This window comes from Rhizobium sp. YS-1r, assembly GCF_000757525.1.
GTDB lineage: Bacteria > Pseudomonadota > Alphaproteobacteria > Rhizobiales > Rhizobiaceae > Neorhizobium > Neorhizobium petrolearium.
Map to the genome: position 1 here is coordinate 368,567 of NZ_JPYQ01000055.1, position 25,009 is coordinate 393,575.

21 protein-coding genes and 1 riboswitch are annotated in these 25,009 nt (G+C 59.6%); of the genes, 10 read left to right on the forward strand and 11 right to left on the reverse strand.

All coding sequences use genetic code 11. The features are described from left to right. Positions 1 to 39 precede the first annotated feature (39 nt). The 7 genes from JL39_RS24530 to JL39_RS24560 all read right to left on the reverse strand — a co-directional run bounded on the left by JL39_RS24530 (position 40) and on the right by JL39_RS24560 (position 8,120). The gene (locus JL39_RS24530; protein WP_037157299.1) at positions 40 to 1,893 is read right to left on the reverse strand and encodes a DUF2264 domain-containing protein; all 1,854 of its coding nucleotides are present in this window, start codon (positions 1,891 to 1,893) and stop codon (positions 40 to 42) included. A gap of 74 nt (positions 1,894 to 1,967) precedes the next feature. Further along, positions 1,968 to 3,248: a sugar ABC transporter substrate-binding protein gene (locus tag JL39_RS24535; protein ID WP_037156878.1), complete on the reverse strand. Its 1,281-nt coding sequence runs from the start codon at positions 3,246 to 3,248 to the stop codon at positions 1,968 to 1,970. A gap of 30 nt (positions 3,249 to 3,278) precedes the next feature. Beyond that, positions 3,279 to 4,013: a DUF624 domain-containing protein gene (locus JL39_RS24540; RefSeq protein ID WP_037156880.1), complete on the reverse strand. Its 735-nt coding sequence runs from the start codon at positions 4,011 to 4,013 to the stop codon at positions 3,279 to 3,281. A 19-nt stretch (positions 4,014 to 4,032) separates the two neighbouring features. Next, positions 4,033 to 5,142, reverse strand: coding sequence for an ABC transporter ATP-binding protein (locus JL39_RS24545; RefSeq protein WP_037156883.1), 1,110 nt, complete (start codon positions 5,140 to 5,142; stop codon positions 4,033 to 4,035). 9 nt (positions 5,143 to 5,151) lie between these two features. Continuing rightward, complete coding sequence (locus JL39_RS24550) at positions 5,152 to 6,324, reverse strand: glycoside hydrolase family 88 protein (protein WP_037156885.1); 1,173 nt, start codon at positions 6,322 to 6,324, stop codon at positions 5,152 to 5,154. 4 nt (positions 6,325 to 6,328) lie between these two features. After that, positions 6,329 to 7,165: a carbohydrate ABC transporter permease gene (locus tag JL39_RS24555; protein WP_037156887.1), complete on the reverse strand. Its 837-nt coding sequence runs from the start codon at positions 7,163 to 7,165 to the stop codon at positions 6,329 to 6,331. Positions 7,166 to 7,169: 4 nt separating this feature from the next. Beyond that, positions 7,170 to 8,120 carry a sugar ABC transporter permease gene (locus tag JL39_RS24560; protein WP_037156889.1) on the reverse strand — a complete coding sequence of 317 codons (951 nt, stop codon included), beginning with the start codon at positions 8,118 to 8,120 and terminating at the stop codon, positions 7,170 to 7,172. A 240-nt stretch (positions 8,121 to 8,360) separates the two neighbouring features. On the opposite strand from JL39_RS24560, the gene JL39_RS24565 reads away from it, so the two are divergent. Further along, positions 8,361 to 10,151: a heparinase II/III family protein gene (locus JL39_RS24565; protein ID WP_037156891.1), complete on the forward strand. Its 1,791-nt coding sequence runs from the start codon at positions 8,361 to 8,363 to the stop codon at positions 10,149 to 10,151. A 10-nt stretch (positions 10,152 to 10,161) separates the two neighbouring features. Beyond that, a complete protein-coding gene (locus JL39_RS24570) occupies positions 10,162 to 10,950 on the forward strand; it encodes a carbohydrate-binding protein (protein WP_037156893.1) in 789 nt (262 codons plus the stop codon). A gap of 47 nt (positions 10,951 to 10,997) precedes the next feature. On the opposite strand, the gene JL39_RS24575 is transcribed toward JL39_RS24570, so the two are convergent. The 4 genes from JL39_RS24575 to JL39_RS24590 all read right to left on the reverse strand — a co-directional run bounded on the left by JL39_RS24575 (position 10,998) and on the right by JL39_RS24590 (position 15,087). After that, on the reverse strand, positions 10,998 to 11,756 hold the full coding sequence (locus JL39_RS24575; protein WP_037156896.1) for a FadR/GntR family transcriptional regulator: 759 nt from the start codon (positions 11,754 to 11,756) through the stop codon (positions 10,998 to 11,000). Positions 11,757 to 12,127: 371 nt separating this feature from the next. Further along, on the reverse strand, positions 12,128 to 12,880 hold the full coding sequence (locus tag JL39_RS24580; RefSeq protein ID WP_037156899.1) for an ABC transporter ATP-binding protein: 753 nt from the start codon (positions 12,878 to 12,880) through the stop codon (positions 12,128 to 12,130). Further along, positions 12,874 to 13,944 (reverse strand): iron ABC transporter permease, encoded by a 1,071-nt coding sequence (locus JL39_RS24585; protein WP_037156901.1) that lies wholly within the window; start codon positions 13,942 to 13,944, stop codon positions 12,874 to 12,876. Before JL39_RS24585 ends, JL39_RS24580 begins: the two co-directional genes overlap by 7 nt. A 6-nt stretch (positions 13,945 to 13,950) precedes the next feature. Beyond that, the gene (locus tag JL39_RS24590; protein ID WP_037156903.1) at positions 13,951 to 15,087 is read right to left on the reverse strand and encodes an ABC transporter substrate-binding protein; all 1,137 of its coding nucleotides are present in this window, start codon (positions 15,085 to 15,087) and stop codon (positions 13,951 to 13,953) included. Between the two features lie 114 nt (positions 15,088 to 15,201). Between JL39_RS24590 and JL39_RS24595 the strand changes: the two genes are divergently transcribed. The 8 genes from JL39_RS24595 to JL39_RS24630 all read left to right on the forward strand — a co-directional run bounded on the left by JL39_RS24595 (position 15,202) and on the right by JL39_RS24630 (position 24,966). Beyond that, positions 15,202 to 15,987: a methyltransferase domain-containing protein gene (locus JL39_RS24595; protein ID WP_037156905.1), complete on the forward strand. Its 786-nt coding sequence runs from the start codon at positions 15,202 to 15,204 to the stop codon at positions 15,985 to 15,987. A 197-nt stretch (positions 15,988 to 16,184) separates the two neighbouring features. Next, a riboswitch (cobalamin riboswitch) is annotated at positions 16,185 to 16,418 on the forward strand. A 195-nt stretch (positions 16,419 to 16,613) separates the two neighbouring features. Then, complete coding sequence (locus tag JL39_RS24600; protein WP_037156907.1) at positions 16,614 to 17,648, forward strand: ABC transporter substrate-binding protein; 1,035 nt, start codon at positions 16,614 to 16,616, stop codon at positions 17,646 to 17,648. A gap of 38 nt (positions 17,649 to 17,686) precedes the next feature. Next, entirely contained in the window at positions 17,687 to 18,685 is a 999-nt protein-coding gene (locus JL39_RS24605) for an iron ABC transporter permease (RefSeq protein WP_052183091.1), read from the forward strand. Further along, entirely contained in the window at positions 18,682 to 19,506 is an 825-nt protein-coding gene (locus JL39_RS24610) for an ABC transporter ATP-binding protein (protein WP_052183092.1), read from the forward strand. Before JL39_RS24605 ends, JL39_RS24610 begins: the two co-directional genes overlap by 4 nt. 12 nt (positions 19,507 to 19,518) lie before the next feature. Continuing rightward, positions 19,519 to 20,289 carry a methyltransferase domain-containing protein gene (locus JL39_RS24615; protein ID WP_037156911.1) on the forward strand — a complete coding sequence of 257 codons (771 nt, stop codon included), beginning with the start codon at positions 19,519 to 19,521 and terminating at the stop codon, positions 20,287 to 20,289. Positions 20,290 to 20,656: 367 nt separating this feature from the next. Continuing rightward, the gene (locus JL39_RS24620) at positions 20,657 to 21,919 is read left to right on the forward strand and encodes a nitrate/nitrite transporter (protein ID WP_037156913.1); all 1,263 of its coding nucleotides are present in this window, start codon (positions 20,657 to 20,659) and stop codon (positions 21,917 to 21,919) included. A 59-nt stretch (positions 21,920 to 21,978) separates the two neighbouring features. Beyond that, positions 21,979 to 22,311 (forward strand): nitrite reductase small subunit NirD, encoded by a 333-nt coding sequence (gene nirD, locus JL39_RS24625; RefSeq protein ID WP_037156915.1) that lies wholly within the window; start codon positions 21,979 to 21,981, stop codon positions 22,309 to 22,311. Further along, positions 22,312 to 24,966, forward strand: coding sequence for a nitrate reductase (locus JL39_RS24630; RefSeq protein ID WP_037156917.1), 2,655 nt, complete (start codon positions 22,312 to 22,314; stop codon positions 24,964 to 24,966). It abuts the gene before it with no gap. The last annotated feature ends 43 nt before the right edge of the window (positions 24,967 to 25,009 follow it).

The window sequence follows — 25,009 nt, forward strand, 5'->3', positions numbered from 1 at the left end:
TTTGCATTTGGCCGGGTCTTCTGCGTTTCTACCAAGAGCCTATAACTCGAGTTTGAACGCAGAAACGGGTGAACCTCTCCGGAGAAAGAGCTGCTCAAGCTCGCCGATGTCAGGACATATGAGTGAAGCGTGGAGCGATCTCGTCGCATCATCGCCGACGGGAAGTGCCATAGCGGCGGTCGCCAATACCGTCGTACCTGCGGGGATGTCGCCGCGCAATTGCGGCAGCAGCGTTTTCGCATGAATCAGGTTCGTGTTGGCAATAGGGCTCATCGCAAAACCCGCCCGCCGCACATTCGGTGAAAGGTCAATGATGGCGCTGATATCGCTTTGGCCGTGCCATATCGCCCGGCCTTCCGACTGCTCAGCCCGATCCACATTGAAATCGGCACGCTCAATGGCAAAGCCACCCTCGGCGGTTTTCAGCCCTCGCGGCGTGGTGATCCGATGGACGCGTATATGCCATGGATTCGCAGGCAGAAGCCAGGTCTCGACAACCACGTCGCTCCAGGGACACCAGCGCGAATAAAGCCGGTCACCGGCGATCAATGCCTCGTCCAAGGTCTCCCGCATGCGAAAGTGCACGTCGTCGTCGGACAATCCAAGCATGCCGTCGAAGCTGGCGGCAGCAAAATGCCGGTCATCGGCTTCGATATTGAAGGCGTAGCGCGTCGAATAGACGAATTTCGAGTATTTCTCGTTCGCCCCGCGCATCTTGTCGTGCTGCTGTCCGGACGATAGGATTACCACATTTCCAGGCGTGTGCATGGCGACCATGCCCGGCCCCTTCAGCGGAACCGGTTGTGGAAATTCTGGCGCCGGCGCTTCTTCCGCGGTCCAGAACGGATGATCGGCCGGCAGCGCCAGAGGCAGAAAGAATTTGAGCGCCCAGTAAGGCGATCCCGCCGAATTGTAGCTCTCGCTCATCAAGAGGTTCGGATAGCCGTAGCCGATCGAGAGGACACCATCACGATCGGCGATCGGTTTGTCCGACCACCAGCGGATATGCCGCATATAGTAGCCCTTGATCTCGCTCCAGGGCAGTGCCTCGACTTCGGAGAAGGCGAGTGCTCCCCAAAAGCCGCCGGCGGCAAATCGATAGGTCTGACTGCGTCCGAAGGCGAGCGCTGCTCCATCCGGGCCAAACCAGTGGCGAATATCTCTGGAAAAGGTTCGTGCGCGCTCCCGGAAGCGGGTTTTGCGGGCCTCGTCGCCTTTCGCCAGGGCGGAATAGATCAGGCCGTAGAAATGCATGGCAAAGGGAATGTAATGATCGACCCGGCGCACCGGTCCGTCGCGATACCAGCCGTCGCCGATGTCGAATGCCTCCAGTTCGTCGAGGTAGGCCGTGGTTTTCGACCGGTCGAAGTCCACCCCGACGCGCTCAAGCCCAAGGTCGACCAGCACGCGGAAAAATTTCCAGTTGTTGTCGACGAACTCGCGCTCGCGGGCGTTGACGAGATAGGCTGCGATTGTGCCCTTGTCTTTTGGGGCCAGCGGTTCCCAGATATGCTCCGGAACCATTGCGAGAGCAAAACCGATGGCAGCCAGTTCCACCAGCCGCTGATTTCGATCGGCAACGTCGCCCCAGTATTCAGGATGGGAGGGGTCGGTGCCATTTGCGAGGCCGCGTCGATACAGATCCCAGAACGGAAAAGTGCCACCGCCGGCAACCAGGGGCACAATACCCCAGAGCGGTCGTGCAAAACCCTCCAGATCGGCCGCGGCCCTATCGAAGAGAGCGCCGGTTGCGCTCAGGCGTACGCGAGCACCGCCTTCGGAAAAATAAGGCAAGATCGGCTTGAAAAGATCGATGATCGCCCTCGAAAGGTCGTCACGGGTCTTCAGGGGGTTGCCGAAAAGAGGATTGGCCTGAGCGGGATCGTAAATCACGAGCGATATCCAGGAATATGTCCAAAGAGAGTTGACCGCGAGAGGAGCAGTCCCGCGGTCAATCATGGCAGGAGTTATTTGATCGCTTTCACGCCTTCCGTCATTTCCGTCAGGCCCTCATCGATAGAGATATTGTCCGTCATGATCGCGTCATGCGTACGGTTCAGCACGACCTCGATCTTTGCCGCGTTCGGGTTCACCGCCATTTCCAGGAAGGACTTGCCAGCCTCAAGTGCCGCCCTGCTGTTCGCATCCTGCGGGAAGCCGGGAACGGACGCGATCTTTTCGCCGACATCGTCTGTGCGCTGGGCCGGAATGGTACCGGTGGACGCGATGATTGCCGCCCCCTCCGGCCCGGTGACGAACTTTATGAAATCAAGCGTCACCTCCTTGTGATCGGAATTCGCGTTGACGGCCAGGCCGGAGATCTGCGCTGCGGTGGTCCCGGCCGGCACGCCTTCCGGATGCGGATACTTCACGATGCCCCAATTCTTGCTCTTGGACTCGCCTGAATTGACCTTGGCGATCTGCGTGCCGATGAACCAGGTGCCCATCGGCAACATGCCGATCGTTCCGTTGAAGAACAGAGCCGAATAATGGGTATTGGAGGTTTTCAACGACGCATAGGACGGGACCACACCGTCCTTCTGCAGGGCAAGCGCCCGCTCGTACCAGGGTTTGAGGAAGGCATAATCGCCATCGACCAGCGTATGCTTGCCGTCCAGGATGCCGGGCAGCTGCACCGTCGAGCGCCAGGTATGGAAAAGGGCGCCATAGGTCTTGTTCGTGCCCATGCCGCCGGTGAGTTTGGTGGCGATCTGGTCAAACTGCGCCCAGGTCATGTCATTCGTCGGATAGGGCACGCCGGCTTTGTCGAAAATGTCCTTGTTGTAATAGACGACCCAGAAGTCGGACCGGAAGGGGAGGGCATAGATCTTGCCATCTACCGTCAGTTCCTCGATCAGGCCGCCGAAGGGCGCCGCATCGATCTTCTGCTCCTTCATGAAGCCGCTGAGATCGCTGATCGAACCGGCGCGCACCAGGTTGGCATAACCGGGAACGTCCTTGACCGTGACGATGTCGATATCCTTCGATCCACCGGTCAACTGCGTTGAAATCATCTGCTGGTAGTCCTGCGAGCCGAGATCGACAGGCTCGAATTTGACGTTCGGATGTTTTTTCTCGTAAGCCTCGATCAACGGCTTGTAATAGGCGACCTTGTCCCAATCCCAGAGCGCCCATTTGAGTGTAACCGCGTCGGCTGATTGGGCTAGCGCAGAACCCGCGGCCGTCGTGGCCAAGGCCAGTCCGGCCAAGGCAAGTTTCATTGTTCTCCCAAAATGATCCAAAGACATTCCGATTCTCCTTCCCTGAGTGTTTCTGGATTAGATGTTTTGTGTCGTGTTGCGGGCGTGCGGCTCGCGTTGCTCTTGCATTGCGATTGGCAGGGCTAGAACCATCGTCGTCGCCCGATGAACGCCGAATGCGACGGCAAACATTCCAAGTGAAAAATTCAGCGTTGCCGGCATGAAGACGGAAACCGGATAGAAGGCGATGTGGGCGAGCCAGAGGGCCGATACAAAGGCGATTGCCGCAAGCGCCGGAAGCGGGCGGATAATTGAGGCAATCGCCGCGAGGCGCAGCAGCCTCAACGCCGGAAGATCGCGCATCACCATCAGGACGATGACGTGACATGCCATGACCGCAATGACGGCAGTCACGACGAAGCTGACGGTCAAGGGCGCCACCAAAGCCAGATTATCTCTGGCCGCGGAAGCGTAGCTCGCAGTCGCGTAGGCCCCCACGCCAAGGGCGACGGTGAAAGCAAGCCCCCACCCCGTGGCGCGCCAGAAATAGCGGATGAATGCTTCGCTGAAATCACGCAGCAGGTAGATATTGCGGTCCTCGACGAAAGCGACGCAAATACGCGCAGTTGCGGCGATTGCCGCCGGCAGGGTCACGACGAACATCGCCGCGAGAATGAACAGGATGTTGAGTTTGACCATTTCCCACCATTCACGCGCGAAAATTTCTGCGAACAGGGCAAGCCCGGTCTTCTTTGGGGCATCCTTGGGAATGCCCCGTCCTTCCTTTGTCCACATGTCGCGCAGCCATTGCATGGCCTCTCCCCGCGGAGCTTCAATACAGGATCGAGCGCTCCGTCTCCTTGTCGAACAGCTGCATATTGCTCATGTCGGCGACGAGCATGACTTCGTCTCCGATTCCTGCCTTGAACCGCGGTGAGACGCGAGCGATCAGACCGCGCCCGCCCGCCACCATGTTCAGATGCACTTCCGAGCCCATTGGCTCAGCCAGCTCCACGATCGCCTTGAACGGGGCCAGATTCTCCGCAGGGATGTCGGCCGGCGGCAGCTCGTGAAAGTTTTCCGGGCGGATGCCGAGCACCAGTTCCCGATTTTCGTAAGGTGCAATGCGGCTCTTGTCGAAATGGGCCGGCAGCGGCAGTTCCCGGCCGTCGAAGAGTGCGACATAACCATCGCCGCGACGTTGGATCAATGAGCGCAGCATGTTCATCTGCGGTGCGCCTATGAAGCCGGCCACGAACATGTTGATCGGCCGGTCATAAAGGTTCTGCGGCGTATCGACCTGTTGGATATGGCCGTCCTTCATCACCACGATCCGGTCCGCCATGGTCATGGCCTCTATCTGGTCGTGGGTCACATAGATGAAGGTCGCGTCGAGCCGCTTGTGGAGCTTGGTGATTTCGGCGCGCATCGTGCCGCGCAGCTTCGCGTCGAGGTTGGAAAGCGGCTCATCCAGCAGGAAGACGGCCGGATTGCGCACCATGGCGCGGCCGAGCGCGACGCGCTGGCGCTGGCCGCCGGAGAGAGCCTTCGGCTTTCGGTTCAGCAGATGCGTGATATCGAGGATCTTTGCCGCTTCCTGCACCTGGCTGTCGACGAAGTCCCGCTTCGCCTTCCGGAGCTGCAGGCCGAAGGCCATGTTCTTGTAAACGGTCATATGCGGATAAAGCGCATAGTTCTGGAAGACCATGGCGATGTCGCGGTCCTTGGAGGGAACATCGTTCATCACGTCGCCGCCGATCTTGAGCTCACCGCCGGAAATCTCCTCCAACCCGGCAATCATGCGCAGTGTCGTCGATTTGCCGCAGCCAGAGGGGCCGACCAGGATGATGAACTCCTTGTCGGCGATTTCGAGATCGATGTCGTGCACGACGGTCAGCGCGCCGTAGGTCTTGTTCAGTTTCCTGAGTGAAATGCTGGCCATCAGGTCCTCTCACCAATAGGAAGACCAGTTGCGCGAAAGGCGCGTCAAAGCTTCCATGTAATAGTAATCTCCCCAGGAGACGCACTCGTCGACGCCTTCGCCGCGGCAGGTGTTGTAGGGGGATTTCTTCGAATAAGTCCCGTGCAGGACGAGGCCGTTCGATACGGCGGGATCCTTGACGGCGTAGCGATCCACGAGGCTCTTCATCATGCGGCGTGCCACTTCGCGGTATTGCGATGCGGTCTCAGGCTCGACCAGATCAGCCATTTCGAGCAGGCCGCAGGCGACGATCGAAGCGGAGGAGCTGTCACGGGGCTCGCCGTCCTCGTCCGAGAAGATGAGGTCCCAATAGGGCACCATATCGACCGGCAGGCGCCTGAGATAGAAGGCGAACAAGCGATCGAAGGTCTGGCGATATTCTTCGATCCGTTCATATCGGTAGGAAACCGCCATCCCGGCGATGCCCCAGGCCTGGCCACGCGCCCAGGCGCTTTCGTCGCTGTATCCCTGTTTTGTCACGCCACGGACAGGTGCTCCCGTCACCGGGTCCAGGTAGAAGGTATGATAAGTAGAGTCATCGGGCCGGATGGAATTTGCTAGCGTCGTTCGGGCATGCATCAGCGCTATATCGCGATACTTCGGATCGTTCGTTTCACGGCTCGCCCAATAGAGGAGCGGCAGGTTGAGCAGGCAGTCGATGATGTAGCGGTATTCTTCCGCGACGCCCTTGCGGCCCCAGGCCTGGATGAACCGGCCGATCGGCTGAAAGCGCTCGATCAGCTGGTCTGCCGCGAGTAGCGCAGCCTTGCGGCCATCCTCATCGCCGACCAGTTTCCATGCGGCGATGCAGGACGGCGAATAGAGGAACCCCATGTCGTGATGATCCGTCTCGATGCGGTTCTCTATCCGGTGGAGGAAGCTCTGGACCTGGATCTGCGCAGCATATTGGAAGATCTTGTCGCCGGTATGCTCGAAAGCGAGCCAGATCTCTCCGGGCCAGAAGCCGGCGGTCCACTGGTTGTTTTCGACTGCAGGATAGACATTGCCGACGCTCGAATGATTCTGCGAGACATAGGTGAATTCCGGCAGATTCCGCCTGACCTGCTCGACGGCGATATCGAGCGCGGTCTTAACCTCGGTATCGGTGATCGGCTGCGGGGCGACGGACGAGGCGGCATTCATGGACTTAACCCTTGAGACCCGACGAGGCGACACCCTCGACGAAGAAGCGCTGCAGAGACAGGAAGACGACGAGAACCGGGATGAGTGCTACGACCGAGGCGGCCATGATCAGTCCGTATTCAGCCGAATATTGGGAAATGAACATGCGCAGGCCGATCTGGATGGTCTTCAGCTCGGTCTTGGTGAGATAGATCATCGGCCCGAGGAAGTCGTTCCAGGTGGTGACGAAGGTGAAGATGGTCAGCGTCGAAAGCGCCGGCTTCGAGAGCGGCAGCATGATCTTCGCCCAGATCTGGTACTCGTTCATGCCATCGATGCGCGCCGCTTCGCAGAGTTCCGTCGGGATAGACATATAGAACTGCCGCATCAGGAAGACGCCGAAGGCGGTAAAGGCTTGCAGGCAGATCAGCGCGAGATGTGTGTTGTTGAGCCCGAACTCCCGCATCAGCAGGAATTGCGGCACCATATAGACCTGCCAGGGCATGGCGATCGTTGCGATATAGCCGAGGAAGAGCGTGTTCTTGTAGGGAAAGTTGAGCTTGGCGAAGGCATAGGCCGCGAAGCTCGACGTCAGGAGCTGGAGGAGCGTGACGATGATGGTCAGCTTGGACGTGTTATAGATAAAGAGCGCCAGCGGAATCTTCGTCCAGATGTCCACGTAGTTCTGCCATTGCGGCTCGGACGGGATCCATTCGATCGGGAAGGCGAAGACGTCGCGGCTGAGCTTCAGCGAAGCCGACAGCATCCAGGCGAAGGGCATCAGCATCACTGCGGTGATGACGATGGCGATCGTATAGATGGCTACGGTCTTGGCCGTGATTTTGCGTCCGGCGATCCTCATGACCTCAGTCCTCCCTCTGACGGCGGAACTGGATGACCGTGACGGCGAGCACGAGGAAGAAAAGAACCAGCGCGATCATGCTGGAATAGCCTAGATCCCAGGAGATGAAGGCTTCGTTGTAGATGTGGTAAACGAGGACGAGCGTGGATGTGCCCGGACCGCCTTGGGTGATCATGTAGACCTGATCGAATACCTTGAAGGATTGGATCGTCAGCATGACCGTCACGAAGAATGTGGTCGGCGCGAGCTGCGGCACGGTAACATAAATGAATTTCTGCCAGGAATTGGCGCCGTCGAGGTCGGCCGCCTCGTAGAGTTCGGAATTGATGCCCTGCAGGCCGGCCAGATAGATGACCATGTAATAGCCCATGCTCTTCCAGATGCCGAAGAGGACGACCGTGACCATGGCCCAATGCCGGTCGGCCGCCCAGCCCGGCATGTCCTTTGGATCGAGGCCGAGCGTGTAGAGGATCATGTTCACCGGTCCCATTTCGGGATTGAAGATCATGTTCCAGACGACGGCCACGGCGACCAGCGACGCGACATATGGGAAGAACATCGCGGTTCGGAAGAAATCGCGGCCGAAGATCTTCTGGTTCAAAAGGATTGCGAGTCCGAGCGCGCAGAGAAGCGTCGCCGGCACGGAAACGACCGTGTAGACGATGGTGTTCCAGAAAGCGGCGATGAAGGCCTTGTCCTCGAAAAGCCGCCAGAAATTATCCAGCCCTGCGAAGGTGATCGCGTTGGAGCCATCCCAATGCATGAAGGCCAGCGCGAACGCAAAGGCGATCGGTCCGAGAGTGAAGACGGCGAAGCCGATGAAATTCGGTGCGATGAAGGAATAGGCGACCAGCGCATTCTGTATCTTGCGGCGGCGCTTTGACAAGGCCTTCACCTTGCGCCGGGGATCTGCCGGTGCATGGTCTATCGCCGTGGCCGTATTCGAAATGGACACCGATCCTCTCCTCCCGGCTGACCGCCTGCGACATGAAAGCCGCCAGGCACGCAATTCCGTTCTTGCCTACGGGCGCATCCTTGCGCTCCTCCCTGCCTCCTGCTGCTGCACCACATAGCATATCTTCCACATTGGTCAAACAAGTTATGAATAAATCATATGAATTTTGTGGCGACGGCAGAATACGTATGATAGGTGAGGGTTGCGATCTGAAACTGGCTGCGCTTTGGGAGGAGGAACATGTTCGGTGAGATGACGGGGAAGCTGCCAGGCAATTTGGTCGATTTCTGCCCCGGTGCTCCTTTCTCGGACCGCGCTGCCTGGACTGCTGTGCCCGCTCCCCTTCGCGCCGTGGTTCTTCAGGATGCCGAAGAAACGCTCAAGCGGCCATGGTCGCTTATCCTGGCATCCGACTACCGGGAATACGGTGAAACGGGCAATCGGTCCCGTTTCGAGGAGCTTTACTTCAGCCGGCGACGCATGTTGAACAACCTTGTGCTCGGGGAGTTGATCGAGGGGAGGAAACGCTTCCTACCGGCCATCGTCGACGGCATTTTCCTGATTGCCGAGGAAAGCGGCTGGCAGTTGCCGGCACACAATTCCTATGAGAGGGGTGGCCCGCGTTCTGCTCTTCCCGATACCGCCCGGCCCGTGATCGATCTTTTTGCAGCCGAAACCGCAGCGCTGCTTGCCACTGTCGTGGCATTGATGCGGAACGAACTGGATGCGATGAGCCCCGAGATCGTCGCCCGTATCGAACGGGAGATCGGGGTTCGCATCTTTGAACCTTACTTGGCCAGGCATTTCTGGTGGATGGGCCGCGGCAGCGAGCGGATGAACAACTGGACGGCCTGGATAACCCAGAATGTCCTTCTGTCCGTTTTCTCCCTTCGCACTGAGCAGCAACTGCGCCGGAAAGTCGTCGAAAAGGCCCTCCGCAGCCTCGATGCTTTTCTGAAAGATTATGCCGAGGATGGTGCTTGCGAGGAAGGCGTTGTCTATTACCGGCATGCCGCGCTCTGCGTGCATGGCGCGATGACCATCCTGGATGCTGCAGCACCGGGCGTTTTCACGTCCCTCCGGAGCGAGCCGAAAATCCGCAACATGGCCGAATATATTCTCAACATGCATGTTTGCGGCCGTCACTATTTCAATTTCGCGGATTCCTCTGCGATCGTCGAGCCCTGCAGCATGCGCGAGTATCTCTTCGGCAAGGCGGTCGGATCAGAGGCTTTGGCATCGTTTGCCGCAGCCGACAGAGTGCGTGCGGAAAACCCGCACCTGCCGCAGGAATGGAATCTTTGGTACCGGGTGCAGGAGTTGCTGGCGGGACCGAAGATCTCCGATAAACCTGATCAGATTCCGGCACGCGATATCTTCTATCCCGGCATCGAGTTGCTCATTGCACGCGACGAACACTTCGCGCTCGCAGTGAAGGGTGGCCATAACGGCGAAAGCCACAACCACAACGACGTCGGAAGCGTGACGCTCTATAAGGATGGCCAGCCATTCCTCATCGATGTCGGCGTCGAAACCTACACTGCCAAGACCTTTTCTCCGAGACGATACGAGATATGGACGATGCAGTCGGCATTTCACAACCTGCCGACCTTCGGCGGCGTCATGCAGTCGGATGGCGAAGGCTTTGCTGCGCGGGATGTGGAGACCAGTTTCGATGAGGCGGAAGCGCGCATTTCCCTCGATATCGCCGGCGCCTATCCGCCGGAGGCGCAGGTCCATAGCTACCGGCGCGTTGTCTCACTCCTTCGGGGGCGCCACGTGGAGATTTCGGATATTTGTGAAGGGGATTTGCCGGCTGTTCTGTCGCTCATGACCTGCTTCGAACCATCAGTCGCGACGGGGGTGATCGAAGTGCCGCCCCTCGGCCGGATCGAGTTGCAAGGCGCCGGCAGAGTGGAAGTGGAGCCCATCGAGATAGAGGATGCACGGTTGAGGGAATCCTGGCCCGCCAGGATCTACCGGCTGCTTATCCCTCTTGCCGGAAAAAAACTGACACTACGGATCGCCTGAGGAGGACGGGATGGAGTTGACGTTGAAGGTCCTTGGCGTCAATGGGACCGTCCTGGCAAGTGCGACAGGAAAGGACGAGGTCTTTCTCGTTTACCGCCAGGACTACCGGGAAGGTGATCGGATCGTTGTATTGGCATCGGAACCGGGACATGTCGTTCTCGCGCTTGACGACACGATCGGCTCTGCGGCAGCCTACCTCAAGAGTCCCTGCTATTCTCTCAAAGTCCCTTTCGGCGACAAGCGCGCCTGCTATTCCCCCCGTGCATTTCAGGGTGATATCCACCGGCTCCATGTGCGCAAGGCCCGGCCGGACGAGATCGCCTCACGGAGGAACCTGGCTCTCAATCCATGGGATGATCATGCCAATACGACGCTGTTCCCGCATGTGAAAGCCAATGCGGAGACGCGCGGCGAAGCGGTGTTTGCCGCGCGCAATGCGATCGACGGCGAGAAGGCCAACGACAATCACGGTTTCTGGCCCTACACGAGCTGGGGTATCAATAGAAATCCGGAAGCGGCACTCACGGTGGGGTTCGGTCGTCAGGTTCGGATCGACGAAGTCGTCTTCTATCTGCGAGCGGATTTCCCGCATGACTCATGGTGGAAAAAGGCAAGCATCACCTTTTCGGACGGCGAAACCGCTTGCTTTCCATTGGCTAAGTCAGGGGCAGGGCAATCCTTTTCGATAAGGCCCAGGACTGTCGAATGGATCCGCTTGCACAGCCTCGTCAAGGCCGAAGACCCTTCATTCTTTCCGGCGTTGACACAGATCGAAGTGTGGGGAAGAGACGTTGACTAGGGCCGGGTATGGGTGGCGAGGATCACCCATGTAAGGTGCTGGCTGACCTAGCCCGGAAATGTTCGGAAGTCCTTGAGCAGGTCTCGATATCGGATCTGACTGCCTCTCAAATGGTCGCGCATGGCGTTGCGTGCGGCTTCCTCGTCCCGATCGGAGATCGCCACGACGATTGCCTCATGCTCCTTGTGGATCATTTTTCGATAAGCGGTTTGTTCGGCCGCCCGCGACTCGTTGACAATCTTTGATTGGGGAATGACCGCGGAACCGTGGAACTCCAGATGCTGCTTGAAAAGCGGGTTATTGGTGGCCTCGGCAATGGCGAAGTGGAGGGCGAGATCCGCTTCGCGGATCGATTCATCATTCTCGATGCATCTGAGAATTTTCCGATGACACTCGAAAATCGCCTCCTCCTGCGCCGGCGACCGGCGCAGCGCCGCAAGGCCTGCCGCTTCGATCTCGAGCGGCGCGCGGACTTCGAGGACTTCCAGATCGGAGGATACGCGCGCCTTGTCGACCCGTCGTCCGGAAAGCGATGGATACGCCTCGGTGCCGAGAACAAATATCCCGGCTCCCTGGCGCACTTCGACAAGCCCATCGGAGCGAAGTGCCGCGACCGCTTCCCGGATCACGGTGCGGCTGACGCCGTGCGTCTCGGTCAGTTCGATTTCGCTCGGAAGCTTGTCGCCGGGAGAGTATTGACCGCTCAAGATAGCCTGCCGAAGGCTTTCTCCAACTTGTGAGACCAGCGATCCGGGACCCCTGCTGCGATCCTTCATTTGTACTGCCACGCCTTGATCCCTTTGCATTGGCCTTTCGGAGCACCACCTCAATGTGCAATCCTGAAATTTCGATTCATCAGACATGTATGACAAATAGGGCTTCGTTTCAATGGACGAGTCGACGGCGGATATCTCTCCCCGACCAATTATCGTTATCGGACGCAAGAATCTTATGCCGCTGCTCGTGTCCAGAGCGGTTCACTGCTCAAAAGATAAGTTGATGCTCGAGGTCGATCAGGCTCAAGCGACCGGTCTCTTCAAGTGACCTGATCCCAGCGCGATTAGTATGATGATCTTTGCGGCCTGCTCATCATCGTGCGGCCTTCGTCACGACAAGGCAACTCAGACGCCTACCATTGGCGTCGGCAGCCGCGAGGGCTAAGTCAAGCCTTCGGTCGTCAGTGTGCGGTTCCATCCACGATGACGTGATCATGATCCAGTGAGCATTTTTCAATGCGCGCATGAATCTTGTAGACCTCGCGCAACATTTCGGCGGTGACCACGTCGCGAGGCTTGCCGCAGGCGCGCATGCGGCCATTGGCGATGACCAACACCTTGTCGGCAAAGCGCAGCGCCTGATTGAGGTCATGGATTGCAATCAGCACGATCATGCCCTTGGTGCGCGCCTGGCGCTGCATGAAGTCGAGCACCTCGACCTGGCGATGAAGGTCGAGCGCGCTGGTCGGTTCGTCCATCAGCATGATTTCCGGTTCCCGGATCAACGCCTGGGCTATGGAGACGAGTTGCCTTTGGCCACCGGAAAGTGCGCCAAGGTCTCGGAAGGCGATCGAAGTGATATTCAGCGCCTTCATGATCTCGTCGATGAAACGCAGATCGCCGTCACTGACGGCCCAGGACTGGCCCTGCTTGCGGGCCAGCAGGATAGACTCATACACGGTCAGAACGGCGTTGGCGGAAGTGTCCTGAGGCATGTAGCCGATGGCATTCCCTCTCCTGGCTCCGTCGATCACAACACTGCCAGGCCCCTTCAGTATGCCGGTGATCCGCTTAAAGAGCGTTGACTTGCCGGCTGCGTTCGGACCGATCACCGCGATCATTTCACCGGATTTCATCATCGGTGTCGTCACGCCTTCGACGAAGAGCTTGCGACCGTGGTAGGCGCCGACCGATTGCAACTGCAACGCTACCATGAGCGGCTCCTGTTGGAGAGGATAAGCGAGAAGAAGAAAGGTACCCCAACCAGCGCGGTGATGATGCCGATCGGAAAAACCACGCCTGGAATGATCGATTTCGACACGATCGATGTCAGCGAGAGCAGGAGTGCGCCGGAGAGGATCGAGCCCGGCAGGAAGAAGCGCTGATCCTCGCCTAGGATCATACGGGCGATATGCGGTCCGACGAGGCCCACGAAGCCGATCGTGCCGACGAAACTCACCGGCACAGCGGCCAGCAGCGAGATGATCAGCATGGTCTCCAGCCGGATGCGGCGGACGTTCACGCCGAAGCTGGCGGCTTTGTCTTCGCCGAGACGGATGGCGCTCAGAGCCCAGGCATTGCGCGCAAACAGCGGCAGGGCGATCAGAAGGACGGCAAGCGTGACCCAGATCTTCGGCCAGGTCGCCTTGGTGAGACTTCCCATCGTCCAGAAGACGACCGCCGACAAAGCCTGCTCGGTGGCGAGATACTGCAGGAAGGCGAGCAGGGCGTTGAAGGTGAAAACCAGAGCAATGCCGAGCAGGACGACCGTCTGAACCGAAACGCCGCGGGCTTGCGAGATGAAATGGATGAAAAGCGTGGCGATCAATGCCATGATGAAGGCGTTGACAGGCACGAGCATACCGGCCGCAACCGGCAGGAGCGAGACGCTGGTGACGATCGCAAGCGCGGCACCGAAGCTCGCCGCGGCCGAAATGCCGAGCGTGAAGGGGCTCGCAAGCGGGTTGGCCAGGATCGTCTGCATTTGAGCCCCTGCAACGGAAAGAGCGGCGCCGACCACGATTGCCATGATGGCGACCGGCATGCGGATATCCCAGACGACGGCCCGGACCTGCGGCGAGACGGAGGACGGATCGAGAAGGGCAGCGACGACTTCACCGAGGTCGTAGCGGGCCGGCCCCCAGGCGAGATCGACGGCAAATGACAGGCAAAGCGCGCCCGTCATCACCGCAAGAATTGTCAGCTTGCGCCGGGCGAGGGCGCGATAGCGCTCCCGCCCGGCTTCGATTTCGATCGACGGAGCTGCGACCTCGGCCATCGGCGCTTACCGATCCTCTTTCGCGTTGATCCAATAACCCGGCTGATAGGCGACCGGCAGGAACTTCTCGTGGAATTCCTTGAAGGTGGCGTCCGGATCGAGATCGGCGAAAAGGTCCGGGTGGAACCACTTGGCCATCTGCTGCACGGCGACGAACTGATAGGGGCTCGTATAAAATTGATGCCAGATCGCATGAACATTGCCACTGGCGACAGCTTTCGAACCGGTGAAAGCAGGATTTTCCATCAGCGCATTCAGTGCCTTGCGGCTATCGTTGAAGGTGGACGCGGCGCTCGGGCCAACGTTCACATAGTCCTTGGCATTTTTCGTCTGGCTCCAATTGGATCCCGTGACGACAACGATATCCGGATTGGAAGCAACAACCTGTTCGGCATTGATGGAGCCCGTGTAGCCAGGCAGGAAATCGGAGCCGAGATTGTGGCCGCCGGCCCAATCCACCATCAGGCCGAAATTGTCCGGGCCGAACGTGCCGCAGCACTCCACGAGTCCGGCAGCGCGGTACATGAAGACGTTGGGTTTCGGCGGATTGGCCGCCTTGAGCTTTTCAGTGACGCGCGCCATCTGCTCCTTCCAGTAGGCGGCGATGGCTTCGGCACGGTCCTCGTGGCCAAGGATCTTGCCGAGAATCTTCAGACTCGGTTCCGTATTGTCGAGAATGTGTTCGCGGAAGTCGATATAGACGATCTTCACGCCTATGCCGTTCAGCATATCCTCGAGTTTGACTTCGTCGGCGGCCTGCTTGTTGCCAATCGGGAGCAGCACGACATCGGGATTGAGCTTGACGACCGTCTCGGTCTGTAGCGTGCCATCCGTCAGGTTGCCGAGGAAGGGAAGTTCCTTGCCCTTCGGGAACTTCGTGACATAGGTGTTGAAGCCGTCCTTGTCGGTCGTCCACAGGTCGTTACGCCAGCCGACGACCTTTGCGAAGGGATCCTCCTTTTCGATCGGCGCCACGGCGTAGAGCATGCGGCCTTCACCCAGGATGACGCGCTCGACCGGCTTGTCGAAGGCTACTTCGCGGCCAGCCACGTCCTTCACCGTGAAGGATTGTGCCATTGCAGGCGAGGCCAGAAGGCCTCCAAGCACAACCGCAGTTGCTGCAGACAACTTCATGAAATTCATCTGGAAACTCCCCCGATGACTGATAATGTCAACAGGCATAAGAATTATGACTTTTGGAATCAAGTTTTATGTTTTAGAGCTTTTCCAAAGTGCTGATGTGCAGGGGTGGCTGTGATGAACCTGATGAACACCAATTACTCTATCCGCGATGAAATTCGTGATTTCTGGTCGGAAAGGGCTGCAACGTTCGACGAGAGCGTCGGCCATGAAATCTTCTCCGAAGAGGAGCGGAGAGGATGGCTACGGTTGATCAGGAAGCATCTGGGCGAAGGAGAAGGCCGGGCGGCACTCGATCTCGCCTGCGGCACGGCGGTCATCTCGCACCTGATGAACAACGTTGGCTTCAGGGTGACGGGCCTCGACTGGTCGGATGCGATGCTGGCGCAGGCGCGCGCCAAGGCGAAGACGCGAGGCGCGGATATCCGTTTCGTCTCGGGCGACGCGGAAAACACGATGGAGCCGAAGGAGAGCTACGACGCCATCACCAACCGCCACCTGGTCTGGACGCTGGTCGATCCGCCGGCGGCTTTCCGCGAATGGCTCTCCGTCCTGAAGCCAGGGGGGAAGGTCCTGATCGTCGACGGAAACATGGGCAAGGAAACCTGGGTCAAGAGCCTTCAGAAGTTCTGGGCGAAAATGACAGGCAAGCAGCTTGTGAGCCACATGGCGCCAGAGATGATGGCACGGCATCAAAGCATCCGATCACGGGTCTACTTCTCCGAACGAATGCCGGCGGAAGCGATTGTGGATTTGCTGCGTCAAGCCGGTTTCGAGGACATTGTCGTCGATCGCAAGCTGTTCGACATCCACTGGGCGCAAGCCCGCAAGATGCCCTTCCTGCGCGGGCTCGAGCGCATGGTGCAGGATCGGTATGCGATTTGCGCGACCAAGCCAAAGTAGCCTTCCCTCCTGATATTTCATCGGCATTTTGCTGCGCTCCGGCTCTGAAACAAAAAAAGACGGCTGAGATTGAAAGCCGCTGGACAGGTGAGCATCCTTTGCATATGTAATGATATTACATTACATAAATGCCGACATCGGGAGAAGCCAATGGCTCGCTCACAATCATTCGCCACTTGACTGCGATCTCGAGTGGTCTTTATCTGGCGAGTGACGGTTCCCCGAGTTCAATGCGAAGGGATGAAATGGGAACACGGTGCGGAGACCCGAAGGGGATCCAAGACCGTGGCTGCCCCCGCAACTGTAAGCGGATTGCCGTCCATCCTCGTGGCGCCGAAAGGTGCCATGCCACTGCGCAGCCCGGCGCGGGAAGGCAGATGGACGACAGATATCCGCAAGCCAGGAGACCTGCCGTCGAATATCGATCCATCGTCACGGGCGGGGATGCCCGGAACAGGAGCAGGACATGACTATCATCCGCGCCTTTTGGCGCCCTGGCACTTCGTATCCCCCAAATCTCGACGATTATTCCGTTGATCGGGCTGCCTCACGGGCATTCTGAGCCTCACCACCGTCCGGCACGCGGGCTTGCCGCCGGCGTTCACGTCACATTTCGGGGAAACACGATGCATATCTTTCTGAAACGGCCGTTGCATGTTGGCCTCGGCGCCTTCTCCTTGATCGCCTCCGGCCTGTTCCACAGCGCCGCTGCGGCGGAAACCAGCTATCCTCTCACGCTCGAAAATTGCGGCCGGCAGGTCACCTTCGAGAAGGCACCGTCGCGTACGGTCTCGATCGGTCAGAGCAGCACCGAAATCCTTTATCTCCTGGGGCTGGCGAACAAGGTGGTCGGTACGGCGCTTTGGGTCGGACCGGTCCTCAAAGGCTATGAGGATGTGAATACGAAGATCGAACGGCTTGCAGACAACGAGCCTAGCTTCGAAAGCGTGCTCGGCAAGAAACCGGACATCGTTGCCGTTCAGTTCCAGTGGCAGGTCGGGCCCGAGGGCGTGGTCGCCAAGCCCGAGCAGTTCGAGGAACTTGGTATTCCGGTCTACACGTCGCCATCCGATTGCATCGGCAAGGAAAATTCCGCCGCCAGCGACGGCATCCGCCATCAGGTCTTCACCATGGAACTCGTCTATCGAGAAGTCCGCGATCTCGCGAAGATCTACAACGTCCAGGACAAGGGCGAGGAGGTCGTGGCCGACCTGAAGCGGCGCGAGGAGGCTGCCCGCGCCAAGGTCGCCCCGGCGGAAGGCAAGCTTTCCGCCGTCTTCTGGTTCTCCAGCGCCCAGCAGGATTCTGATCCCTATATGGCAGGTGAGAATGGCGCGCCCGGCTATATCATGTCGGCTCTCGGCATCGAGAACATCATAAAGACCGATGACGAGTGGCCGACGATCGGCTGGGAAACCATCGCCAAGGCCAATCCGACCATGATCGTGGCGGGCGCCATGGAGCGGCGGCGTTATCCGCTGGACAGTATCGAAGCCAAGCACAAGTTCCTTGAGATGGATCCCGTCGCAAGCCTGATGCCGGCCGTGAAGAACGGTCATGTCTTCGACATGGATGCACAGGCGATGAACCCGACGATCCGCACCATCGAAGGCATCGAGGCGTTGGCCGATGCCATCGCCGCTGCCGGCCTTGCGAAGTGACCCTCCAAGTGGGCCGGGCGATATCCTCAATCGGACGAATGGGCGCGGTTTTCCTTGCGCTCGTCGTCCTTGTCGCCGCGCTTTGGCTGGGTGCGGCGATCGGTGAGACAGCGATCCCGCTCGAGGTGGTCGCCAAGACGGTCGCTAACCGGCTATGGGATGCGGGTTATCCGCTGGAACCGATCGACGAAGGCATTGTCTGGAGCTATCGGTTAAGCCGCGCCGTAGTCGCAGCCTGCTGCGGCGCCTCACTCGCTTTATCCGGCGTCGTGCTGCAATCGCTGCTGCGCAATCCGCTGGCCGATCCCTATATCCTTGGCATATCGGCCGGGGCTTCCACCGGTGCTGTCGGCGTGGCGATCCTGGGAGTTGGTGCGGGCCTCCTGACACTGCCGATGGGAGCCTTCATTGGTGCCCTCGTCGCTTTCGCGCTTGTCGGCCTTTTGGCCGCCAAGGCGGGCAGGGGTACGGCCGCCATCATCCTTGCCGGCGTCGCGGGTTCGCAGCTCTTCAACGCGCTCACCTCCTTTATCGTCACCAAGGCGGCGACCGCCGAGCAGGCGCGCGGCATCATGTTCTGGCTGCTCGGCAATCTTTCCGGCGTCCGTTGGCCGGATGCCTGGCTCGCCATTCCTGCGGCTCTATTCGGCCTCGCGGTCTGCCTCTGGCATGCCCGGTCGCTTGATGCTTTCACCTTCGGCGCGGAATCGGCCGCTTCGCTCGGCATTTCGGTTCGCCGGACCTATCTCACGCTGGTCGGCATATCCGCGATGATGACCGCGATCATGGTTTCCATCGTCGGGTCGATCGGCTTCGTCGGGCTGGTCATCCCGCATGCGGCGCGCATGCTGGTTGGGGTCCGCCATGGCGTGCTCCTGCCGGCGGCGGCGCTGATCGGCGCCGCCTTCATGATTGTGGCGGATATCCTGTCGCGCATTTTGATTCCGGGCCAGGTTCTGCCAATCGGCGTGATCACCGCGCTCATCGGAGCGCCGGCCTTCGCCTTGATTCTCGGACAGAGGAGAGGCCGCGCATGATGCTTTCAGCCAGGAATGTTTCATGGGCAGCCGGAGGCGCCGAAATCCTGCGCGATGTCTCGCTTGACGTGCGGTCAGGCGAATTTCTCGGCATCATCGGCCCGAACGGTTCGGGAAAGACGAGCCTGATGGCGCTGCTTGCCGGCATCCGCAAGCCGAAGTCGGGCGAAGTCCTGCTGGACGGTGTGCCGATCGGCACGCTCGGGCGGCGTGAGGTTGCCCGGCGGTTGGCGCTGGTGGAGCAGCAGGCGGAGACCGGCGAGCGGATTACCGCCCGGCAGGCGGTCGAACTTGGACGCACGCCCTATCTAGAGCCGCTGTCGCCCTGGTCGCCGGAGGACGACACGATCGTAGAGGCGGCGCTTCAAAACGTCGATATGCTCCACCTGTCCAGCCGGTTGTGGCACACGCTTTCCGGCGGCGAACGCCAGCGCCTGCATATCGGCCGCGCGCTCGCACAACATCCGCGAATCCTACTTCTCGATGAGCCCACCAACCATCTCGACATCGGCCACCAGATCGGCTTGCTCGATCTGGTGCGCCGGCAAGGTTTGACTGTGGCGGCGGCTCTGCACGATCTCAATCATGCGGCCATGTTCTGCGACCGCCTTGCCGTCATGCAGGGCGGGCAACTGGTGGCGCTCGGCGCACCGAGCGATGTGCTGACGGTCGAATGCATTCGGGAGGTCTTCGGCGTGGAGGCGGAGATCGATCAGGGCAGCGATGGCAGTTGCTTCATCCGCTACATACATAGCCATGGGTTCGCCCCATACGGCATCATCGTTCGGGAAAGATGCACGGCTGAAGTCGATTGCAAATAGGGGATCGTGAGCATGGACGGACGCAACCACCACCTCAAGGAGGATATCCGCGAATATTGGTCCAAGCGGTCGGAAACCTTCGATCTCGCCTTTGGTCATCGCATACCGCCTGGGCCGGAACTTGAGGCCTGGGCCGCCGCAGTCCGTCGGAGCCTCGGCAACGAACCGCTCAAGGTGCTCGAACTTGCCTGTGGCACCGGCGAGGTGACCAATGTGCTCCTCTCCCTGGGGCACGAGGTCACGGCGCTCGATTTTTCCGAAGCAATGCTGAATGTCGCGCGGCGCAAGCATGCGGGGCGGAAACGGGTACGGTTCATCCTTGCCGATGCGGAGCAGACGATGGAGCCGGACGCAAGCTATGACGCCGTCGTCTGCCGTCATCTCGTCTGGACGCTGACTGAACCTGAACAGGCCCTTGCCGATTGGTGTCGGGTCCTGAAGCCGGGAGGGAAACTCCTGATCTTCGACGGCGATTGGGCAAGGCCGACGCCGGTTGGGAAATTCGCGTCTTACGCCATCCGTCTCATCGACCGGCTGAGCGGAATCGATCCGCACTATGATGGCGCCATGAGTGACCGGCACCAGAACATCATGGCCTGGCTGCCGTTTGGTGAGGGCCTTACCGTGGAGAGGCTTAAGCCGTTGGTCGAAGCGGCGGGCTTTGAGGACATAGAGATTTCCTCCCACCGGCCGATCGCCGCGGCACAGCGCAAGACCGCCAATCTGAGAAACCGATTGAGAACGCTGCTTTACCGGCGCTTCATTCTCTCCTGCCGGCGTTGAACTCTAATAGGAGGGATTGAAGGCACAGGGTCGTCCCCGCGGTGCCGAATATGGGGTTGAGCCCGTGCCTATTTTGGGCGCACTGCACAATTTTTGGCGCCTATGTGATTGATGTTTGGCAGATGCGAGCACGACTTGAGAGCGAAATAACGGATTTAATTACCTTTTCGCATTTGGCACAGCTCTTGCTTCTAAACTGGTGAGGCCAAAGGGCCGCATTTTTTAGCGTCCAACGACGGGCGCCCCAGGCAAAGCCGCTGATCAGGATATCTCGCACACCTTTGGTGTCCGCGTACCTGGCCAGCGGCTTTTTGTTTTTAACCCCTAGCGATGGATCGGCACGACCTTGTCGGGCCCTGGAGAAGCCATGTCTGTACTTGAGAAAACACAGCCCATGTCCGCCGGCGAACCAGCCAAAGCATTGTGGATGTCCACGATCGCCTTCACCGTCTGTTTTGCCGTATGGACGATCTTTGCGATCATCGGGATCCGCATCAAGCAGGATCTCGGACTGAACGAAGCCGAGTTCGGATTGCTGGTCGGCACGCCGGTCCTGACCGGTTCGCTCATCCGCATCCTCCTTGGCGTCTGGACCAGCCGTTATGGCGGCCGCCTCGTTTACACGCTCACCATGCTGGCCGCTGCATTGGCGACTTTCCTGCTGTCCTATGCTCAAACCTACACACAGATGCTGATTGCCGGTCTCGGTGTCGGCCTTGCCGGTGGTTCCTTCGCAGTCGGCGTCGCCTATGTCTCGCCCTTCTTCCCGGCCGAAAAGCAGGGGACGGCACTTGGCATCTTCGGCGCCGGCAATGTCGGCGCGGCCGTGACCAAATTCGCTGCACCGTTCGTGCTCATCGCATGGGGATGGCAGGCTGTCGCGCAGATCTGGGCCGTAGGGCTGGCGTTGATGGCAATCGTCTTCTGGTTCACCACGACGGATGATCCGGCCTTCCGCCTTCGCCGCGAGCATGGTGTTGTTTCCAAGAGCCTGCTTCAGGAGTTCGCACCGCTGAAGAACGCTCAGGTCTGGCGCTTCTCGCTCTACTATTTCTTCGCCTTTGGCGGCTTCGTTGCCCTGTCGTTATGGCTGCCTCGCTATCTCGTCGGCGTCTATGGCTTCAACCTTGGAGTCGCCGGCATAATCGCGGCTGCCTATTCCATTCCGGGCAGCATCTTCCGTGCCTTCGGCGGCGTGTTGTCGGACAGGAAGGGTGCGCGCAGCGTCATGTATGCGATGTTCGCGGTATCGGCCGTTGCTACGCTCATCCTTTCGCTACCGGCAGCCGGAACCGGCTCCGCACTCGGGATCACGCCGGGCGTCTTCATCGTCGTCATTTTCGTTTTGGGCTTCATGATGAGCCTCGGCAAGGCCGCCGTCTACAAGCATATTCCGGCATATTACCCGGAAAGTGTCGGCGCCGTCGGCGGTATCGTCGGCATGATGGGCGGTCTCGGCGGCTTCATTCTTCCGATCGCCTTCGGCGTGCTTAAGGACATGACCGGCCTTTGGTCCAGCTGCTTCGTGCTGCTCTTTCTGATCGTCGCAATCTCGCTCGTCTGGATGCACTTGTCGGTAAAGCAACTCGACCGTCAGGGGCTCTCCGCTCAGCCGGTGGCCGCCACCTGAGGTCCTGAGATTAACAGCCCCAGCGAAGGCCCGTACCGATTACGGAGGAAGGTAGACCTATGGACTGGCATCTGATCGGCGATATTTCCGACATTCCGCTGCGCGGTGCGCGGTGCGTGAAGACACCGCAGGGCAGGATCGCGGTGTTTCGGACGGCGGAAGACGAGGTGTTTGCGACAGACGATCGTTGTCCCCACAAGGGCGGGCCGCTCAGCCAGGGCATTGTGCATGGCAAAGCCGTCACCTGCCCGCTGCATAACTGGGTGATCTCGCTCGAAACCGGAAAGGCGCTCGGTGCTGACGAGGGGGAGGTTCGCACCATCCCCCTCAGAAACGACAACGGCAGGCTCTTCACCGCGCTTGAGACTCTGATGACGGTGGCGGCGGAATAAATGGCAACCGATGTGAAGACTACCTGTCCTTATTGCGGTGTCGGCTGCGGTGTCATCGCTTCCGTGGCGGATGACGGCGTCGTGACGGTAAGAGGCGATCCGGAGCATCCGGCCAATTTCGGCAGGCTCTGCTCCAAGGGCTCCGCGCTCGCGGAAACCATCGATCTGGACGGGCGCGTGCTTTTTCCCGAGATCGGGGGCCAGCGCGCCAGTTGGGACGCGGCACTTGATCTCGTCGCGCAAAAATTCTCGAAGGCGATAGCCGAATACGGACCGGATTCAGTTGCGTTCTACGTCTCCGGCCAATTGCTGACCGAGGATTATTACATTGCCAACAAGCTGATGAAGGGGTTCATCGGTTCGGCCAATATCGATACCAATTCAAGGCTTTGCATGTCGTCTTCCGTCGCCGGCCATCGCCGCGCCTTCGGGTCCGACACAGTGCCAGGTGCTTACGAGGACCTGGAGCTTGCAGATCTTGTAATCCTCACCGGCTCCAATCTCGCCTGGTGCCATCCGGTGATCTATCAGCGATTGGGCGCAGCGAAAGCTGCACGGCCAAGCATGAAGATCGTGGTCATTGATCCGCGCCGCACTATGACCTGCGATATTGCCGACCTCCATCTTGCGATCCGGCCCGATGGCGATGTTGCGCTGTTCATGGGGCTGCTTGCCCATCTGGTGGCCAGTTCCGCGATCGATCAGAACTACATCGCCGCTCATACACAGGGTTTTGCCGAAGCCTTTGCTACTGCTTCGGCGCTCTCTTTCATCGACCTTATGGAGCGCACCGGTCTGCCATCCATGCAGATCCGCGAATTTTTCCGCCTGTTCGAGACGACGAAAAAGGTGGTCACCTGCTATAGCCAGGGCGTCAACCAGTCCTCTTCCGGCACGGACAAGGTCAATGCCATCATCAATTGTCATCTGGCGACAGGCCGCATCGGCCGGCCCGGCATGGGGCCTTTCTCGCTGACCGGCCAGCCGAATGCGATGGGTGGGCGCGAAGTGGGGGGGCTCGCCAACATGCTGGCAGCCCATATGGCAATCGAGAGCGCCGAGGATCGCGATCGCGTGCAGCGCTTCTGGGTCTCTCCAACCATTGCGTCTAAGCCCGGGCTCAAGGCTATCGACATGTTCCGTGCTGTCGCCGATGGACGCATCAAGGCGCTCTGGATCATGGCGACCAATCCGGCCGTTTCTATGCCGGATGCCGATGCGGTCGAGGCGGCAATCAAGGCCTGTCCGTTCGTCGTGGTCTCGGACATTCTGAGGGAAACCGATACTGCCCGCCATGCGCATGTGCTGCTGCCTTCGCTCGGCTGGGGCGAGAAGGACGGCACGGTCACCAATTCCGAACGACGCATCTCCCGTCAGCGGCCGTTCCTTCCCACGCCTGGCGAAGCGAAGGCTGATTGGTGGCAGGTAGCAGAAGTCGGACGTCGAATGGGCTTTGCCGGCTTCGATTTCCATTCGCCGGCCGACATCTTTGCCGAGCACGCGGCGCTCTCGGCGTTCGAGAACGATGGCGGCCGTGATTTCGATATCGGTGCCTATGTCGGAATCGACCGTCCCGCCTATGACGCCATCGCCCCTTTTCAGTGGCCGCGGTCTGCCGGCATGAAACCCGGCGTGACCCGTTTCTTTGCAGACGGCGGATTCTATCACTCCGATCGCATCGCGCGGTTCATAGCCGTGCAGGCCCCTGCCACCAGCCGCACCAATGAACAATACCCGCTGACATTGAACACCGGCCGCATCCGCGACCATTGGCACACGATGACGCGGACCGGCAAAAGCGCCCGGCTTAGCAGCCACATCGCCGAGCCCTTCGCGGAGATGCATCCAGCAGATGCGATGGAACTTGGCATTCGGGATGCCGATCTGGTCGAACTCGAAAGTCCGTATGGCAAGGCGGTGGTCCGGACACTGGTGACCGAACGGCAGGCGCGCGGAAATATCTTCGTGCCGATGCACTGGAACGACCAGTTCGCCGCCAAGGCCCGTATCGATGCGCTGGTCGCACCCGTTACCGACCCCTTCTCCGGTCAGCCGGCTTCCAAGAATGTCGCAATTGCTGTCCGCCCCTTCAAGGCTGCATTCTATGGTTTCGCGATTTCCGTCGATAGGCCAGCTGTTTCGCAGGCAGAATACTGGGCGCTCGCCAAGGCGGCCGGCGGCTGGCGAATAGAGCTCGCTTTCATGGATGCGATGGAGGACTGGGTGGGCTGGTGCCGTACCGCGTTCGGCATCCCTGAAGAGATCGAACCGCTGGGTTATGCCGATGCTCAGTCCGGGGATCTACGGCTTGTCTTCTTCGAGGGCGAACGACTGATTGCCGCGCTTTTTCTCGCACGCGAGCCGGTTGCAGTCGCGCGCAATTGGGCGGTTGGTCAGCTTGCCGCCAAGCATGTCGATCTTCGCAGGCGCTTTGCCGTCGTTGCCGGGCGCCCGGGCGCCGATCAGCCGGATCCCGGTGCGACTGTCTGTTCCTGCTTCTCGGTCGGCGTGAACGGCATCATCTCCGCCATTCGCGGCGGTTGCTACAGCGTTGAGGCGGTGGGGAGAGAAACTAAAGCCGGGACGAATTGCGGCTCATGCCGCGCCGAGATCAGAGGGATCATCAATGGCTGCCTTGCGGCGGCAGCGGAATGACCCGACGGGATCGTCGAGGCGATTAATGTATGCCGTGGATCGT

Coding starts and splice junctions, on each gene's coding strand:
- JL39_RS24535 (WP_037156878.1), bottom strand. CDS start 3,248: ATGTCTTTGGATCATTTTGGGAGAACAATGAAACTTGCCTTGGCCGGA.
- JL39_RS24540 (WP_037156880.1), bottom strand. CDS start 4,013: ATGCAATGGCTGCGCGACATGTGGACAAAGGAAGGACGGGGCATTCCC.
- JL39_RS24545 (WP_037156883.1), bottom strand. CDS start 5,142: ATGGCCAGCATTTCACTCAGGAAACTGAACAAGACCTACGGCGCGCTG.
- JL39_RS24550 (WP_037156885.1), bottom strand. CDS start 6,324: ATGAATGCCGCCTCGTCCGTCGCCCCGCAGCCGATCACCGATACCGAG.
- JL39_RS24555 (WP_037156887.1), bottom strand. CDS start 7,165: ATGAGGATCGCCGGACGCAAAATCACGGCCAAGACCGTAGCCATCTAT.
- JL39_RS24565 (WP_037156891.1), top strand. CDS start 8,361: ATGTTCGGTGAGATGACGGGGAAGCTGCCAGGCAATTTGGTCGATTTC.
- JL39_RS24570 (WP_037156893.1), top strand. CDS start 10,162: ATGGAGTTGACGTTGAAGGTCCTTGGCGTCAATGGGACCGTCCTGGCA.
- JL39_RS24575 (WP_037156896.1), bottom strand. CDS start 11,756: ATGCAAAGGGATCAAGGCGTGGCAGTACAAATGAAGGATCGCAGCAGG.
- JL39_RS24580 (WP_037156899.1), bottom strand. CDS start 12,880: ATGGTAGCGTTGCAGTTGCAATCGGTCGGCGCCTACCACGGTCGCAAG.
- JL39_RS24585 (WP_037156901.1), bottom strand. CDS start 13,944: ATGGCCGAGGTCGCAGCTCCGTCGATCGAAATCGAAGCCGGGCGGGAG.
- JL39_RS24590 (WP_037156903.1), bottom strand. CDS start 15,087: ATGAATTTCATGAAGTTGTCTGCAGCAACTGCGGTTGTGCTTGGAGGC.
- JL39_RS24595 (WP_037156905.1), top strand. CDS start 15,202: ATGAACCTGATGAACACCAATTACTCTATCCGCGATGAAATTCGTGAT.
- JL39_RS24600 (WP_037156907.1), top strand. CDS start 16,614: ATGCATATCTTTCTGAAACGGCCGTTGCATGTTGGCCTCGGCGCCTTC.
- JL39_RS24605 (WP_052183091.1), top strand. CDS start 17,687: ATGGGCGCGGTTTTCCTTGCGCTCGTCGTCCTTGTCGCCGCGCTTTGG.
- JL39_RS24610 (WP_052183092.1), top strand. CDS start 18,682: ATGATGCTTTCAGCCAGGAATGTTTCATGGGCAGCCGGAGGCGCCGAA.
- JL39_RS24615 (WP_037156911.1), top strand. CDS start 19,519: ATGGACGGACGCAACCACCACCTCAAGGAGGATATCCGCGAATATTGG.
- JL39_RS24620 (WP_037156913.1), top strand. CDS start 20,657: ATGTCTGTACTTGAGAAAACACAGCCCATGTCCGCCGGCGAACCAGCC.
- nirD (WP_037156915.1), top strand. CDS start 21,979: ATGGACTGGCATCTGATCGGCGATATTTCCGACATTCCGCTGCGCGGT.
- JL39_RS24630 (WP_037156917.1), top strand. CDS start 22,312: ATGGCAACCGATGTGAAGACTACCTGTCCTTATTGCGGTGTCGGCTGC.